General features: G+C 54.0%; 18 protein-coding genes. 10 read left to right on the top strand and 8 right to left on the bottom strand.

The features are described 5' to 3' along the window. Nucleotides 1-107: 107 nt before the first annotated feature. Genes ACXYMP_RS16010 through ACXYMP_RS16045 form a run of 8 tightly spaced genes read left to right on the top strand, consistent with a single transcriptional unit; the run spans nt 108 to nt 6,766 of the window. Complete coding sequence (locus ACXYMP_RS16010) at nt 108-1,133, top strand: PilN domain-containing protein (RefSeq protein ID WP_458907629.1); 1,026 nt, start codon at nt 108-110, stop codon at nt 1,131-1,133. Beyond that, entirely contained in the window at nt 1,130-1,690 is a 561-nt protein-coding gene (gene gspM / locus ACXYMP_RS16015) for a type II secretion system protein GspM (RefSeq protein WP_458907631.1), read from the top strand. Before ACXYMP_RS16010 ends, gspM begins: the two co-directional genes overlap by 4 nt. Then, nucleotides 1,687-2,202: a hypothetical protein gene (locus tag ACXYMP_RS16020; protein WP_458907633.1), complete on the top strand. Its 516-nt coding sequence runs from the start codon at nt 1,687-1,689 to the stop codon at nt 2,200-2,202. Before gspM ends, ACXYMP_RS16020 begins: the two co-directional genes overlap by 4 nt. Continuing rightward, the gene (gene gspD, locus ACXYMP_RS16025; RefSeq protein WP_458907635.1) at nt 2,199-4,208 is read left to right on the top strand and encodes a type II secretion system secretin GspD; all 2,010 of its coding nucleotides are present in this window, start codon (nt 2,199-2,201) and stop codon (nt 4,206-4,208) included. The genes ACXYMP_RS16020 and gspD overlap by 4 nt, the downstream gene beginning before the upstream one ends. Before the next feature lie 49 nt (nt 4,209-4,257). Beyond that, nucleotides 4,258-5,472 carry a type II secretion system F family protein gene (locus ACXYMP_RS16030; RefSeq protein ID WP_458907637.1) on the top strand — a complete coding sequence of 405 codons (1,215 nt, stop codon included), beginning with the start codon at nt 4,258-4,260 and terminating at the stop codon, nt 5,470-5,472. Between the two features lie 12 nt (nt 5,473-5,484). Beyond that, on the top strand, nt 5,485-5,829 hold the full coding sequence (locus ACXYMP_RS16035) for a pilus assembly FimT family protein (RefSeq protein ID WP_458907639.1): 345 nt from the start codon (nt 5,485-5,487) through the stop codon (nt 5,827-5,829). After that, on the top strand, nt 5,826-6,185 hold the full coding sequence (locus tag ACXYMP_RS16040; RefSeq protein ID WP_458907641.1) for a prepilin-type N-terminal cleavage/methylation domain-containing protein: 360 nt from the start codon (nt 5,826-5,828) through the stop codon (nt 6,183-6,185). The genes ACXYMP_RS16035 and ACXYMP_RS16040 overlap by 4 nt, the downstream gene beginning before the upstream one ends. Beyond that, nucleotides 6,182-6,766 carry a PulJ/GspJ family protein gene (locus ACXYMP_RS16045; RefSeq protein ID WP_458907643.1) on the top strand — a complete coding sequence of 195 codons (585 nt, stop codon included), beginning with the start codon at nt 6,182-6,184 and terminating at the stop codon, nt 6,764-6,766. Before ACXYMP_RS16040 ends, ACXYMP_RS16045 begins: the two co-directional genes overlap by 4 nt. Here the strand turns inward: ACXYMP_RS16045 and gspG are convergent, their stop codons facing one another. Both gspG and ACXYMP_RS16055 read right to left on the bottom strand, forming a co-directional pair. After that, nucleotides 6,767-7,228, bottom strand: coding sequence for a type II secretion system major pseudopilin GspG (gene gspG, locus ACXYMP_RS16050; RefSeq protein ID WP_458907645.1), 462 nt, complete (start codon nt 7,226-7,228; stop codon nt 6,767-6,769). It abuts the gene before it with no gap. Next, nucleotides 7,195-7,749, bottom strand: coding sequence for a prepilin peptidase (locus ACXYMP_RS16055; protein WP_458907647.1), 555 nt, complete (start codon nt 7,747-7,749; stop codon nt 7,195-7,197). The genes gspG and ACXYMP_RS16055 overlap by 34 nt, the downstream gene beginning before the upstream one ends. Nucleotides 7,750-7,758: 9 nt before the next feature. Here ACXYMP_RS16055 and ACXYMP_RS16060 point away from each other — a divergent pair, with 9 nt between their 5' ends. Then, entirely contained in the window at nt 7,759-8,445 is a 687-nt protein-coding gene (locus tag ACXYMP_RS16060) for a hypothetical protein (protein WP_458907649.1), read from the top strand. A gap of 616 nt (nt 8,446-9,061) precedes the next feature. Here the strand turns inward: ACXYMP_RS16060 and ACXYMP_RS16065 are convergent. From ACXYMP_RS16065 to ACXYMP_RS16075, 3 genes are all read right to left on the bottom strand, one after another. Next, nucleotides 9,062-9,700: a hypothetical protein gene (locus ACXYMP_RS16065; protein ID WP_458907651.1), complete on the bottom strand. Its 639-nt coding sequence runs from the start codon at nt 9,698-9,700 to the stop codon at nt 9,062-9,064. A 64-nt stretch (nt 9,701-9,764) separates the two neighbouring features. After that, nucleotides 9,765-10,769, bottom strand: coding sequence for an IS30 family transposase (locus ACXYMP_RS16070; protein ID WP_458907653.1), 1,005 nt, complete (start codon nt 10,767-10,769; stop codon nt 9,765-9,767). A 152-nt stretch (nt 10,770-10,921) separates the two neighbouring features. Next, nucleotides 10,922-12,457, bottom strand: coding sequence for an anti-phage dCTP deaminase (locus ACXYMP_RS16075; RefSeq protein ID WP_458907655.1), 1,536 nt, complete (start codon nt 12,455-12,457; stop codon nt 10,922-10,924). Between the two features lie 235 nt (nt 12,458-12,692). Between ACXYMP_RS16075 and ACXYMP_RS16080 the strand changes: the two genes are divergently transcribed. Next, on the top strand, nt 12,693-12,857 hold the full coding sequence (locus tag ACXYMP_RS16080; RefSeq protein WP_458907657.1) for a hypothetical protein: 165 nt from the start codon (nt 12,693-12,695) through the stop codon (nt 12,855-12,857). 55 nt (nt 12,858-12,912) lie between these two features. On the opposite strand, the gene ACXYMP_RS16085 is transcribed toward ACXYMP_RS16080, so the two are convergent. From ACXYMP_RS16085 to ACXYMP_RS16095, 3 genes are read right to left on the bottom strand one after another with little or no spacing between them, the layout of a single operon-like run. Continuing rightward, a complete protein-coding gene (locus ACXYMP_RS16085) occupies nt 12,913-13,335 on the bottom strand; it encodes a DUF6527 family protein (protein ID WP_458907659.1) in 423 nt (140 codons plus the stop codon). Further along, entirely contained in the window at nt 13,332-14,513 is a 1,182-nt protein-coding gene (locus ACXYMP_RS16090) for a ThiF family adenylyltransferase (protein WP_458907661.1), read from the bottom strand. The genes ACXYMP_RS16085 and ACXYMP_RS16090 overlap by 4 nt, the downstream gene beginning before the upstream one ends. Further along, nucleotides 14,488-14,748 (bottom strand): multiubiquitin domain-containing protein, encoded by a 261-nt coding sequence (locus ACXYMP_RS16095; protein WP_458907663.1) that lies wholly within the window; start codon nt 14,746-14,748, stop codon nt 14,488-14,490. The genes ACXYMP_RS16090 and ACXYMP_RS16095 overlap by 26 nt, the downstream gene beginning before the upstream one ends. Nucleotides 14,749-14,822 lie beyond the last annotated feature (74 nt).

Genomic DNA, 14,822 nt, shown 5'->3' on the forward strand with positions numbered 1-14,822 from the left:
GCAGCAACACACCTCGAACTGGTTCAACGAATAATTGTAGCCATGCTTTGATCGCTACACTATAGTTTTTGGAAAAATACAAAACCGCAAATCAACGCGGAGTAGGCATGAGGCAAGGCAGTACAACGTCCCACAGCTTGGGCGGCAAGCAGGCATGGTACAACGAGGTGTTGGACGTGTTTGCTGCGCTATTTCTGGGTCGTCCAAGTGCGAAGCTGCTGCGCTTTGTCCCAAATACCAACGAGATCTCGGAGCGAAAGAACGAGCTGCGTGCACCGACCTCGTTACTGAGTGCATCAGCCGCTGCCAACACAAGTTCCGGCGACCAATTTATCGCCGACATTGTGTTGCCGTCTGAGATTCTTCTAGTGCGCGCTTTGGCCATTCCCAAAACAGCGCGCTCGAAGCTGGAAGAGATCTCGACGCTCGACCTTGCACGAAGAACACCTTTCAAGGCGTCTGATGTTTATGCTGCTGTGTCTTTGAAAGATGTCGTGGCAGACGACCTTCACGCCACCCAATGGGTGATCAAGCGCACCGAGGTTGACGCGATTATTCGCCGCCTTGGCAATGCAAGCGTTAGGGTCAGGAAAGTGCTGGCAGACGCTGGGGGCAACCTAGTTGTCTTGACCGACCGGTCGGATGTGATTGCACCCTATTCGGCGATTTGGCGGCGGATGAATTTGGGCTTGGTGTCGCTGGCGGGGCTTCTGGCCATTGCTTTGTGGCTCTATCCCGGGTGGCGTGCTCAGTCTGCCGCAAAGGCGTTGGAGCCGAAGTTGGCTGAGAAGCGCGCAGAGGTCGTTGAAACGAGGCAGAAGCTTGATCAGAAAAGCGAAACGGCAACTAGTACAGAGCAGTTTCTTCAGGCTGCCATCCGGCACCCACGCTTGGTCGAGATCCTAAGAAATCTGACAGTCGCGCTTCCCGATGACGTTTGGTTGTCGGATGTCGTATTGCGAAACGGGCAGCTTGTCGTGTCAGGAGAAACGTCAGGATCGGCGGCGGACCTGGTTCTGGCTCTTGCCAAAAGTCGCGAGCTAAATGACCCTAAACTGTCGGGCCCTGTGTCCCGTACTGCCGCTGGAAGCGAACGATTTCAGATTGCCCTTCGTGTTGGAGCGGTCAAATGAAACAGAGTGTGTTCGGGTTTCCTGCTTCGACGTTGCTTGCGATTGTTTTGTGTGCAGCGGGCGCGCTGCTGGTTTTGCCGATGCTGGCTGACTGGCGGTCCGCGAAGATTGCCAATGTCGATGCGCTTGAAAGCGAATTGGCGCTTCTGGACGCAAGGTCCGAGCGGCTAGCCACAGAGCAGGCGCTTGTAAAGGAAAGCCAAACCGATGACCTGAAGTGGCAAGCTGATGGGCTTGGGGTGGCGACGGCGCGAATACAGGCGCGGGTAAGCGAGATTGCATCTGAAAACGGAATGGCGCTGCGGTCGATGTCTCCGACCGGTGAGGCGAAGCTGTCGGGCGCCCCGACGGTCACATTCCGATTAGAGGCCGAGGCGACGCTAGATCGGTTGGTCTCGTTCTTGCGCACGCTTGAGTATGGCCAGCCTGTCGTGCTGGTGCAGGGTTCGAACCTTCGCAGATTGAACAGACCCGGAGTTGAGGGGCAGCAGCCGATTGTGTTCATCCAATTGAACCTGTCGGCACCTATCGACATTGTCAGTGAGGTGTCGCAATGAGGACGGTACTCGCACCTGTACTTGGCTCTGGTGTGCTCGTGGGCATCGTGGTGCTGTTGGGCTTCGGTCTGATGGGCCAGATCGCGCAGGAAGACAGCGGACGGGACGGCTTGGCTGAGCCGGAAAGCGGTACTGCCTTGGTCGCTTCTGCGTCCAGCGACACTGCCAGACTTCCGACGCGCCCCGAGGTTTACTTCGCCGCGATCACCGAACGGCCGATCTTCGCGCCCACACGGCGCCCTGTCCAAGCCGCCAGGGATGAAAAGCCGGCCCAGACAGTTGAAGTTACTGCGCCTCTGCTCGAACAAGATGAAGTGCCGCTTGCGGTGCAAGTGCACGGCATACGCGGTCAAGGTGACGCCTATTCGGCCTTGCTTTCAAGCGGAGGCCAGACGCCGGAATGGTTGGACCCCGGTGCGTCTATTGGCGGCTGGAAGGTATCAGAAATTGGGTCCGATTGGATCATTATGAACAACGGCGAGAATTCTCAACGCGTGGAGCTTTACCAATGAAACTATTTATAAAGTCATTTACCGCCGTGGGGTATGTCATACTGATGATGATCGCTCTGAGCGCTTGTGAGAATACGAACGGGTCGGGCCAAGGTGGGTCTCGGTTGCTGGCCAATCAGAACGGGACGGCCGGAGCGCCCAAAACTGGATCGGCGTTTCAGAGGTTTCGGGACTCGCTTACAAAGCCTGCCGTGACACGACGCGCTTTGGGGACGGACGAATTTCTTGCAGCGACGCCACGGGGCAAAGATCTGGTGTCGGTCAGCGATAGCGGTGCCTTCACCCTGAACTTGGTCGATGTGCCGATCGAGACCGCAGCAAAGGCGGTTCTGGCTGACGCGCTTAAAAAGAACTATGCGATCCAGCCGGGTGTGACGGGAACGGTCACCCTTCAAACCACGCGACCTTTGACGGAACGGGCATTGCTGGACACGTTCCAGACTGTTCTTGAACTTAATGGCGCATCGCTCGAAACAACCGGTGATCTAATAAAAATTGTGTCGCAGGGGCAGGGTGCGCGAAGGGTGTCGCGCGTTGAAGACGCTGTCGGGGTCGGCGCACGCATTGTGGCGGTTCCGCTGGAGTATATCGGCACTGCCGAGATGATGCGGTTGCTGGAACCGATCATTGGTCAAAACGTCCGGCTTCAACCCATCCCCAAGCGTAACATCCTGTTGATTGCTGGCAACCGAGACGAGATCAATGCGACGATTGAAGCCGTCAATCTTTTCGACGTGGATGTGTTGAAGGGCAAATCAGTTGGCTTGTTTAAACTGAATGCCGCCGAGCCAGAGGCAATCGTTGAAGAACTCTCGATGGTATTTGAGAACCAAGAAGGTGGCAGCTTGCAGAACGTGGTTACCTTCGTGCCATCCAAGCGGCTTGGGGCCGTTATCGTGATCACGTCTCGTCAAAAGTACCTTGCCGAGGCCGAGCGCTGGATACGAGACCTTGACCGAACTGCCCGCGGTGTGCGCCGTCGGCCCGTTGTGTATTCGTTGCAAAACCGGAGCGCTGAAGAGCTTGCGCCGATCCTGAATGAAATGCTGCAAGAGGTGGCGCAGGAAGACGGAGGGCAAGTCACCGGCACCCCGAAGATTGTCGCAGACAATGCAAAGAACGCGCTTATCGTTTGGGGGAACGATAAAGAGCAGAACAACTTCTCGCGCCTGATCCAATCGCTTGATACGACGCCTGTGCAAGTCCTTCTTGAGGCAACGATTGCTGAGGTGCGTTTGAATGACGAGCTGGATTTCGGTCTACGGTGGTTTTTTGAAAACCGGACCGCAAGCGCGACGTTCTCGGATTCTCAGTCCGGTTCGGTTGGGTCGAATTTCCCGGGATTGTCGGTCTTGTTCCAAGGTGCATCGGCTTCGGTCGCGTTGAACGCATTGAATTCCGTAACAGATGTAGAAGTTGTTTCGTCACCCAGTTTGCTGGTTTTGGACAATCAGGAAGCCAAGCTTCAGATCGGTGATGAAGTCCCCATTGCCACTCAACAAGTACGCGACACATCCGATCCGAACGCACCGGTGGTGAACACAATTTCGTTCCGAGATACTGGTATTCTGCTTTCGGTGCGGCCGCGGGTGTCAAACAGCGGTCAGGTGACGCTCGATATCGAACAAGAGGTTAGCTCGGTTTCGAACACCACCAGTTCCGGGATTGATAGCCCGACGATTTCTCAAAGGCGGATTGAAACCAGCGTCGTTGTAACAAATGGACAAACGATTGCTTTGGGCGGTTTGATCGAGGAGAACCGCAACCGGACGAACTCAAAAGTTCCGATTGCGGGTGATGTCCCGGGCCTTGGCGCTTTGTTCCGCAGCCGACGCGATCAGTCGCGAAAAACAGAGCTTTTGGTTCTAATTACGCCTAAGATTATCCGAGACGGAAACAGCAGTCGCCAGATTACTGAAGAAATCCGCGCGCGCATTGCTGGTGCAAACGGATTGATTCAGAATGGTATTGTTGTGGAGGACGGAGGGCATCGGATCATCGACTAGCGTTCTGCTTCGGTGAACCTTTTGTACGTGGTTGGGAGTCAATTGGCATATGCCGCAGTTTTCCTATTCAGCTTTTGATGCAAACGGAAAGACCGTGAAGGGCGAAGTATCAGCCCTGAACGAGCTTGCCGCGTTGGATCAGATTGCGCGCGAAAATCTGATCCCAATTCAGTTGAACGATGGTGGTGGGGGTCTGAAATGGTGGCAGCGCGACGTATCACTTCGTGGTGATGGCCCTGCGCGCCCACAGGTTCTAACGCGCTTTTTTCAACTGCTTTCCATCATGTTGAACGCGAACTTCCCGCTGCCTCAGTCGCTGGCGTTTTGCGCCGGGCAGATACGTGACCCTAAACTGAAAAAACTTCTCGCGCATGCGCAACGGCAAGTTGCCGATGGCGATACGCTTGCGGTGGCGCTGGATGACAAGTCCGGGACGCTTCCAAAGCGTTTTCTCGGCGCCATTCAAGCGGGTGAAAGCTCGAACCAGCTGGCAACGGTCGTGCGACAAATCGCGGAAGGCCTTGGTGAAGAACTGGCCATTCGACGCGAGGTCAGACAGGCGCTTGTCTATCCGGTTATCCTGATCGTGATGTCGATATTGGTGATAGCACTGCTGGTTTTCTATCTGACGCCAACACTTGTGCCGGTTTTCCTTTCGTCGCAAGCGTCTCCTCCTGTTGTTTTGTCAGTTATGGACGCCATTCGTCTGACTGTCCTTGAAAACTGGCCCGTTGTGTTGATTGGCACAGGTGCTCTGGTGGCCGTGCTCTTCCTGCTTCGCAAACGGCTGGCAGCCTATGCGGCGCAATTGTTGCGGCACATTCCCGGGTTGCGAGACTTCGCTAAACGGAAACACTCGCTGACGTTTTGCCAAACACTTCTGCAGTACCTGTCTGCAGGGGACCGGGTGCAGACGGCTATCGGCCAAGCCCGATCTGCATTTCATGATCCTGCATGGGTTTCGTTGCTGGAGCAGACGCATGACCAAGTGGTTGATGGACAGACCCTGGCGCAAGCCTTGAACGGGACAGAATTGCTGGACCCTTTGGCACTGGCCATGATCGAAGCGGGTGAAGAAGGCGACCAACTGGTGACGACATTGCAGACAGCGGTCGGCACACTACGAGATCAGACGAAGCAATCACTGTCTCAGGCGGTGAAGCTGGTCACACCTTTGCTTACGCTTTTAATCGGCCTTGGGGTTGGAGCTGTGATTATGTCCACAATCTCGGCCATTCTGGATCTTAACGATATTGCGTTCTAGTGGGGGCAAAGAATGAACCTGTTAGAAGTTCTTATCGCACTCTCGATCATGGGAATTGTAGCGGCGGTCGCGGTGTCTGGTCGTGTAGGGGGGCAACCCGGCCTTGAATTGCAAAGGCAGGTTTCCGAGCTGCGATCAGAGGCGGCGGAGTTCCGACACAGAGCAGTTACCAAAGGAGAGAGCACGAGCTTGGTCATATCCGACGCGAATTGTGATGCATCTGGCGGATCGGTCACTCTTAGCTTCTTTGCCGATGGTACGGCCAGTGGCGGTCAGATTTGCGTGATCAACGAGGATCAGGTGACGCGTCTTGTACTGGAATCATTGACCGGCCGATTGGTGACGGCCGCACCATGAATGCCCGTGCCGGATACTCGCTTCTTGAAGTGCTCATTGCGTTCGCCGTAATGGCTGTTGTTCTTGCCGTGGTGTTGCCAGGACAGTCGACGCAGCTAAGGCTGGCGGGGAAGGCGCAAGATAGGTTTCTGGCGACAAGCTATGCGCAGTCACGGCTTGATCAGCTTGGGGTCACTGAGGAACTGCTGGTCGGACACATAAGGGAGACCTATCGAGACTGGGAAATTGAGGTCAACGTATCAGCCGTGCAGGGGCAAAGCGGCAGTCCCGAATACTACCAAGTGGAAATTCAGATCATGGATAGGGCGGGACGCCTGCTTGCCACACATGAAACGGTGAAGGTTTCAGGGCAATGAGGCGAGGAAGAGCAGGTCTGAGCTTATTGGAAATGCTGGTCTCCCTCGCGCTGATGGCAGTAATTGCCGCCGGTCTTTCCGCAAGCCTGCTTCTCGGCGTGCGTTCCTATGACCGAATAGGCGAGGCAGCAAAGCTTCAGCCCGAGCTTGCAAGGCGCGCGCAGCTTCGTCGTTGGATCTCTACGACCATTTCCCCAGACCGGCTATCTAACATCTCCTTAGAGTTCGAAGCCTCACCTTCATCGCTTCGTTTCGTGACCTTTGCCTCGACACCATTTGCGCCTGACGCCGCTGCGTTACGTGTGACGGTCACGCTTGGGGGCGAAATAACCATGTTAGCAGAAGCATTGGACGACGTGGGGCATGTCATCGAAGTGTTCGACGGCGTTTTGGCGCGGGACATTGAGAACGCGCGCCTTTCGTATTTTGATGCCACAGCCGATCCTCCGCTTTGGCGGGACAGCTGGAGTGATGTGGCACGCTTGCCGGCTTTGATACGGATCACGGCGGATCAGGGCAGCAATCCCGAGTGGCCCGAGATGACGGTTCGACTTCAGCAAGCCGTTCTGCCGAAACCTTGATTACAGCTTGATGTCGGCGTCTTCCCCCGTGCCGCCCGGGGAGCCATCACGGCCGAGCGACTGAATGCCAAACTGGTCGCCTGATGCGGGCTCGGCATAGATATAGTCACGCCGCCATGGGTCGCTAAGCGCCTCGGAGTTTTCAAGATAGGGTCCCATCCAAGCGGATTCTCCGGCGGGACGTTTCACCAATACGGCCAGCCCCTCTGCATCGGATGGATAACGCCCCATGTCGATATAGAAAAGCTGAAGCGCGTTCGAGATTTGTTTGATCTGAAGGGATGCAGTTTCTGATTTCGCACGTCCCAGATATCCAACCAGCCGTGGTCCAGCGACCGCTGCAATCAGGGCGATGACCGTCAGGACAACCAGAACTTCGAGAATGGTCATCCCACTCTTCTTCGACATCTTCTTCGAACGACGCGAGATCATGCGACCCCTCCTGACAACCAAATTGCCCATGCAGAAAGACAAAGGAATGGGCCGAAGGCAATCCCCGTTTTGGTTGTATTGGCAGATTTATTGCCGCTGATCGCGCTGACGGTCAACAATACCACAATCGCGGATACTGCGGCGGCCAAAACGAGGTAGATCGGCGCGAGAAGGCCAAGCCACGCGCCAATCCCAGCCATCAGTTTCACATCTCCCAAGCCTAGCCCCTCGATCCCGCGCAGGGCGGTAAATCCAAGTGCTACAGCAAGGAAAGCGCCAGACCAAAGCACGGCGGCGAGTGTGGCTGTCCAAAGCTCGCCGGACTGAAATGCAACCAACAGGCCCGATGCCAACAATAGGAAGGACGCCGTGTCGGGGATCTCGAACGTCTCGAAGTCTGAGACCGAGATCCAGATCAACAATGCAGCGAAGACGGGTGCGGGCCAGCCGGTGGAAACCGGGGTTAACAGCGCCCAAAACACCCCATAGACTGTCAGATGAAGCCCGATGATAGGAAAAGGCGTTTTGGCCTGATGCAGCAAGAAACTCATACCCGCACTATGCCGCGTTTGGCTGGCAAACACCATGGCCGCAAGGGGTTTGCATTGATTGCCGTGCTGCTGGGGCTGGCCACGATCACAACGCTTTATGCGGTGACGTCGGCGCGTGTGGTGGCGATGCGCTCCGAGATGGCGACGGACCGGATTTTGCTGACGCGCCCGGGGCAGGCCGGGGATATGCTGCGGTTGGCGGGGGAGTGGCTGGGCACGCCCGATCCCGACTTTGCACAGGGGTTTACGGTCAACTTGAACGGAGAGGAAACCCACATCACCGCCGTGGATGTGGGCGGGCAGATTGACCTAAATACGGCGCGGCCGGAGCTTTTGGAACGCGCGGCAGAGTATTTCGGGATCGACGAGACCGGGCTGACCAAGTTCCGCAACTGGCGCCGCGCGCCGAACCGAGTGCAGCGGATCGAGGATTTCCAGCGGGTGAGTGGGGTCGGTGGGGAAGTGACCCCCGAGATGCGCGAGGCGCTGACGGTCTATTCCGGGCGCAGCGGGGTGGCGAAGGATTATGCCCCTGATCTGGTGCTTGAGATATTGGGGGCCGACGCGGAGGCGTGGAACACCCCGCGATCTGGCTCAAATTTTATGGTCATAGCAAAGCGCGGTGATCAGACTTGGGCCTTGGGCGTGCTACACCGCCGAGGCGACGACCCGACGCGACTTCTTAGACTGTATTGACAGAATGACCCGATCGGCAGTTTCGTACGTAGGATCTCGTTAAGGCGGGACGATTGGTGAACATTCAGGAAATGGCATCCTCCTGTCCACTTTCTCGCCGCGTTGAGGTGCAGTGGCCGGGTGATTTCGGGCTCAGCGTCGTTCTCTACCAGGGGAATAGAGCGCTTTGACTAAATGTTGCGCTTTACGTGAAGAGTGGCGAAGCGCCGAAACATTATTCGTCCGCGCGATATGCTTCTGGTCCAACTAAGACGGTTAGGTCAGGTTCGGGTGACGTTCAACAATTAATGTAGAAAGGTACGATCCTTTGACTCTTCCGGTAGCCAAAATCTCAAGAAACGCGAGAATCGCGTCAATCAATGCTGCCCCATACGTCTGTGGGCTCACGTCGAAGCGCAACAACTTTGATCGGATCATACCATCTTGTTCAACAGTTTAGTACTAAGGTTTGATAAGCGCAGCCGGGGAGCGCGGAGACATCAAAAATCGCAGCGTTCACCGGCTGTGCGTGGTGGTGGTCTATGAATTTGGGCGGTGGGCTCGGAAGAGCCACGTTTCTCAATATGGGGTTCGCCTTGCAATGTCGGTTTTCCCTCGCCAACCCGCGTGGTTGGGTTCAGTCATTGTGCTTATCCAACGGCGGATAGGTCAGTAAAAGACCGAAATGAAAAAAGTAATGCAACGCTATTGGCAGCAGTGAAATTGTGACCACTCTGGAACTCAAAGTCGCGTCGATTACCAATAGGGTTTCGTTGGTCGCTAGCACCAGAATGGCGACAAAGGCGTAGAGCATCAAAAGGTGGCAGCGGAACACGAGTGGCATGTCAGTATTTTTTGAAACAGGCACTGTACGATCTAGAACGTCGCTGTCTCCCCAAACACCTAGCGCCATCATCGCTGCATAACCGGCACAATAGATGCTGACCAACCGCTGGCTCATCCATGGTTCGCACCACCAAATCTGAAATGCCATTGTTCCGAGATAGAATGCCACCGCCCATCTGACGGAAGACTTTGCGCTACCGAATGCTTGGCGTTGGCGCCACACAGCTACTGGCAGAACAGCCCATAGATGGGTTGCTTGGGCCAGTACACCAGCCCAAACAAAGGCAACGGGTTCGGACACACCTGACATTCTAAAGGTTGTCCAACTTCCTATAAAAACACCGGGCATCAGCAATCGCCCCGGCGAAACTGGTGGTAAGTGCCTGAGTAATAGCCACAAATATAGTGAAAGTCTGCGCAGTGGGTTCATGGACCTTTAATAGCCTGCTTTACTTGGCAGAATTATGGCGTCGGCGTGAGTAATTCGCTACGGCTCACCCTGTTATTGTCTCTCTAAGGTATTTCCGAAATACCTCCGCCGGTGTCCGCCATCCGAGACATTTGCGCGGTGTCGTATTGAGATGGTCGCTGATAGCTAGTAGTTCTTGGTTTGAAAGAAAAGTTGGGTCTTTCTTACGCGGAAGATAGCGCCGCAGCCGGCTGTTCGTATTCTCAACTGTGCCTTTCTGCCATGGCGCTTGCGGGTCGCAGAACCACGGATCAGTACCAAGCCCGGCCTTCAGATGCGCCCATGCTGTGAACTCTGTGCCTCGATCAAAGGTGATTGATCTTCGAGCCTCAGCGGGCAGGGGAGCCAGACTTCCGATCAGGCCTTCCATCACAGGCTTTGATTGTCGATCCTGGTTCTTGAGAATGACGGTGTAGCGGCTGACACGTTCGACCAGTGACGTGATGTTGGCCTTGCCAAATTCCTTGCGGAACTGGACCAGATCACATTCCCAGTGACCAAATTGCTTGCGGTTAGATATGATGTCCGGCCGTGCTGCGATCGACAGATGAGAAGGGAACCGAACCCCATGATGGCGACGCATTCCGCGTCGTCGCCTGAAGCGACGTTGTTCAGGAAGGTGTTTGAAGAATTGTTCAGCGCGACCTTTCTTTGAATAGGCATACCGATAGATCGTCTCGTGACTTACTCGGGTTGGGTGATGTTCAAACTTCACGCGGCCCGCGATCTGTTCCGGCGACCATCCTGCTTTAAGTCGATCTTCAACTGCGGCCTTCAGTTGAGGCGACCTGACTAGCTTTCTGTGAACAGCGCGACGGCGTTCATAAGAGCTTTGGGCCGCAATAGCATGATAACCATTCAGCTCAGGAAGTTCAGTATCACGATGCGCATTGCGCCGGATCTCTCGATAGAGCGTGGAACGATCACGCCCCAGACATTCCGCGATCTCTCGCACCGGAATCTTGGCTTCCAGCGATTTCGCCAGTATCTTGCGTTCTTCTAGGTTCAGGTGAGGGTAAATACGGCCCATCAGACAACTCCATGTAACGTACTGTTTTAATACAAAAGTTGCACTTCATTTGTGAATCCACCCGGCTACAACAATGAGTCCAATAAGGTTTATTATGTTAAAAATGGTCTTGAGTTTAGCGACGTCGAACTGCGCAAAAGAATTTGTCAGAATCAACCGTCTTGAGATCTTTCTAACTCCGCCAACGTTGAGCTGACCGCAAATGGTTCCTTTTGGACATGCAGGTTGTCTCTCTGATGAATTCGCGGGCGCGGATCTCCCTCGTACCACTTCAAAATAGAGCTGCCTTTTCGTCTCTTTCCTTTTTGAAAGATATCCCTGTACCTCTTCGGCGATATACCTTGGAAGTGCTCGAAAGAGACTTTTTGGTCCGTTGGGTTTCCCACTGAAATAGAATCTGTATGTGAGCTCGGAGCTCTACTTTTCGGATACGGCTCTACAAAAACAACCCGATCAATGCCCGAAGCCACGATGTGCTTTGCGCAGTTGTGACATGGAAATGTGGTCACAAACAGTGTTGAACCGCTTAATGCTCGACCTAGCCGCGCCGCGTCACAAATAGCGCTCATCTCGGCATGGGTCATGCGACCATATTCAGTGATATCCGAGATCAAAGCGTCCTCAATCGCGCTTTCCAGCTTACCTTTCATTTCTGGCGAATCGAGGGATACTTGAGATTCCACCAATCCGGAGCTTTGTAGCTTTTGGAAGAAATCGACAATGATCCTCTGACGCTCAACGCTGTTTTGCTCTGAACCACGTTCTATATCGCGATACTTGGGTTCGTCATCTTGCCAGTAGTTGCCTCCGCCAGCTTTAGGAACTTCATTGCAGCCCATCGAAATAATGTCGCCTTGCTTGTTCAGAATGGCTGCTCCGACTTGTCGCGATAAATCCACGGATCTCAGCGCTGCTGCAGCAGCCAAATAGGCACCGAACTCATCCTTGGTCGGGCTGATGCCATTGTTCCCAAAAAAGGCTCGAACAAAGTTCTGTGTCGCGATCGCGATTTTGCCTGCATCGCTGCCGTCCACAAAGAAGTCACCGAGATGAAATATGTCACCGACTTGCTGGCCAAAGCTTGTCTGAGAGCCGTCTTCATCTAACTGGTGTTCATCAGTTGAGACCAACTCACGCGCAGATCTTTCGCAATCATCGGCTGTCAAACCTGGGTGTTCTTTTGAAAGCCGATTTTTTAGGTTTTCGATACGTGCATCTTTGTCGAGCGAAACAGATACTTGCAAGAATTTTGCGCCATAGACACTTCTGAGGAGTTCTACTTCTTCTTCACGTTTTAATTGGCGCACTATATAGGCAGTTTTAGGTATGGGTCGCCTGGAACGACTTGTCGCATCTTCTCCTTGGAGAGGTTGTTGAGCTCCGCGAATGTTCCTTATCTCGGAAATCGCCAATGCCGCCATTGCCGCACCGTTTTTTGCTGTTGAACAGAATGCGTTCGCTGTAGCGATTTTATCGGCATAGATCGTTGTTTGTTTGGGGCCGTGGAGGTCTTTTTCATACTTCTTAAGAAGCTGAGTGAGATGGACTACTTCAGCTTTGTAGCCAACTTGGCTAAGAGCTTCGGCAAGGCAACTTTGCACGTCGTCCATATTGACGCCAATTGGACCGACTAACCCGAAGACAAGTTCGGGGAAGTGAATGTCTTGGAGTGATGTGTCGTCAGACAAGGAAAGCGCCCCTTCATCCCGTTGTGTGGCCAGGCAGTAAACTATTGCCATATTTGCACAATCAACCGCTAGGAGGTCAATTCAAATGAAATTCTAGCATTTGGTGGATGACCCTGAACAGCGCGAGTATTCCGAGCGTTTGGAGAAAACGATGTTGACGTCTAGATGCGCTTGATACATTTCGCTTGCCACGATTCACCCTTTGTTTCATGATGACCAGAGCAGGGAGATTGACATGCAGGCGACGCAACAAGCTAACTCTGAGCAACTTCAGACGCAGGAAAAGCGGTACGAGCCCAACGACCAGCTCTTAGAAGCGCTCCAAGCGATGAAGCAGGAGGCCAACGAACAGTCTCAGGACTACAAAGGTCAGCTAGAGGCAATTTTCCAGCAGCGCTGACAGTGTTCGGTGTCCTGACGGTTTCACACTACCAGACTGTGTTGCCTGTTAAGCGTCAAAAACCAATCCACTTGGCGAACCGGGCGAACAGACTTGGGCGGTCCACCTGGTCAGATTGAGATTGGTTTTCAGCTTGGCTGCTGAAGTACGAACCTTTAGAGCGAACGTCTTTAGCCCGAACTGCCGCAATCTGTTCCTCGGACATCTGTCCAGCCCACTTTACATGATTTCGTCTAATCCAATAGTGAGACTGACAATCAAAACTCCAATTCCCAACAGATGGTTCGAGCGAGATTGACGCCCCGTCATAGGTGAGTTTCCAGTCCGTGGGGCTGAGCGGTGTCACCACCTCCTGCCCGCAACCACACAAACACTTGTGAACTGCGGTCGCAAACTCAATGGAAACGTAAACCACGCTTTCGTCTACCCGAGAAGGGATCGAATCGACAAATCTGTACTCGACTGTTCTTGCCTTCACTGTGCCCCTCCAAGGTTATCGATCACGTTGCCGTCGATGGTATAGTTGCTCGTCGTTTCGCCTTCGGGGTCGAAGTAAAAACCGCACAGTTTTTTCCACCGTATCACCGCCAAGGTCGCGTTCAGGGCATTCAGATCGGCGATCTGGATATTCTGCGAGTAGGCATGGTCGACTTCAGCTTCACCAAGCCCGACATGTTTTCTGAAATGATCTCGCCTATCGGGTGTGCTGGTTGTCACGCGAACGATACCGAGAAGCTGGTCATTGGCAGCTTGAACACCCATACCCACGTCGATGAACGACATGCCTACTTCTTCTAGTCGCTCAACCACTGGTTTCTTGCTGGCACCGGAATCGACACACAAAAACACAAAGTCCATGTCGTCCAGCAGATTTGCGTTTTCGGCATCGATAAACAATGCGTGTGGTACAATACCTCGACGCATCGGATCGTAGCGCTCAGCCCAGAATTCGACTTTCTTCCTGGGCACACTGATCTCAGCAAAGCTGGCAGCTCCCGGCCCTCTGAATGCATTATGCTGGAAAAAGTCGTCTCCATCAAAAAGGTGAATTTCCTCGACGGGGGTTTTTGCCATCAGGTCGAGAACATAAGAGCCCGTACCGCCAAGCCCGACGATAGCCACCTTGCCGAGGCGGAGCTTGTCGGTAATTGCGCCAATCCCAGCTCGCGATGACGCCGTATCCATATAGCGAAAGATCTGGTCTGCTTCATCTGATTCTGTGACCACATACGTCTGCGCCGTCACCCCAGACTCGATTTCGCGCGCAGGGGATGAGATCATCTCGGCATAGGTCGTCATCTTGTGATGATAGTCACGATATCCTTCCTTGGGCTTCGCCGAAAAGGAATGGTCAACGACGAGGCCATTTCCCAAGTTTTGTCTGGAACTGCTATGCTCAATGTGCCGGAGCTTTGTGCCTCGCTGATCACAGGGGTGCTCTCCGGCAAACATGGCTATGTGCTGTCGGGGCGGCGAAACCGTCTTGTCGCCACGAAGCTCCAAAATCGATACAAGCGCCCCCCGCTTCACTTCGCCAGATGCGCTTACGTAAGGCACATTCGAGACCACGAGGTGATCGCCCTTGATCGCCACCTCGTAGCCGTCTTTCTCCAACGCCTTCAGGTCGCTATTAAGATTTATCAGTCGCCGTGACATTGAAGATCATTCCCTTCTTCACTTTGACCGAACCATCCTCTTCAAGCGTGCCCTCAGGCTTGTTACCTTGGCCGCGTCGAAAAGTGATGGTGAAGCACACAAACTCGCCGGTGGGCGGGTTTTCGAATGCGAGCTGGACGATTTCATCCATCGTCAACTCACCCTTTTCAACAGTCTTCTCGCGACCGTTCACGATGACGCTCACAAGCTGTTTTTCCTGATGATCTTTAGGCATCCAAAGTTCCTTTCTTAGCCTTCAGGTGGGTACGGGTCTTTCCCGTAGGTATTGGCGTCGCGGATTTTTCCGTT

The sequence above is a fragment of the Aliiroseovarius sp. CAU 1755 genome (genome assembly GCF_054482655.1).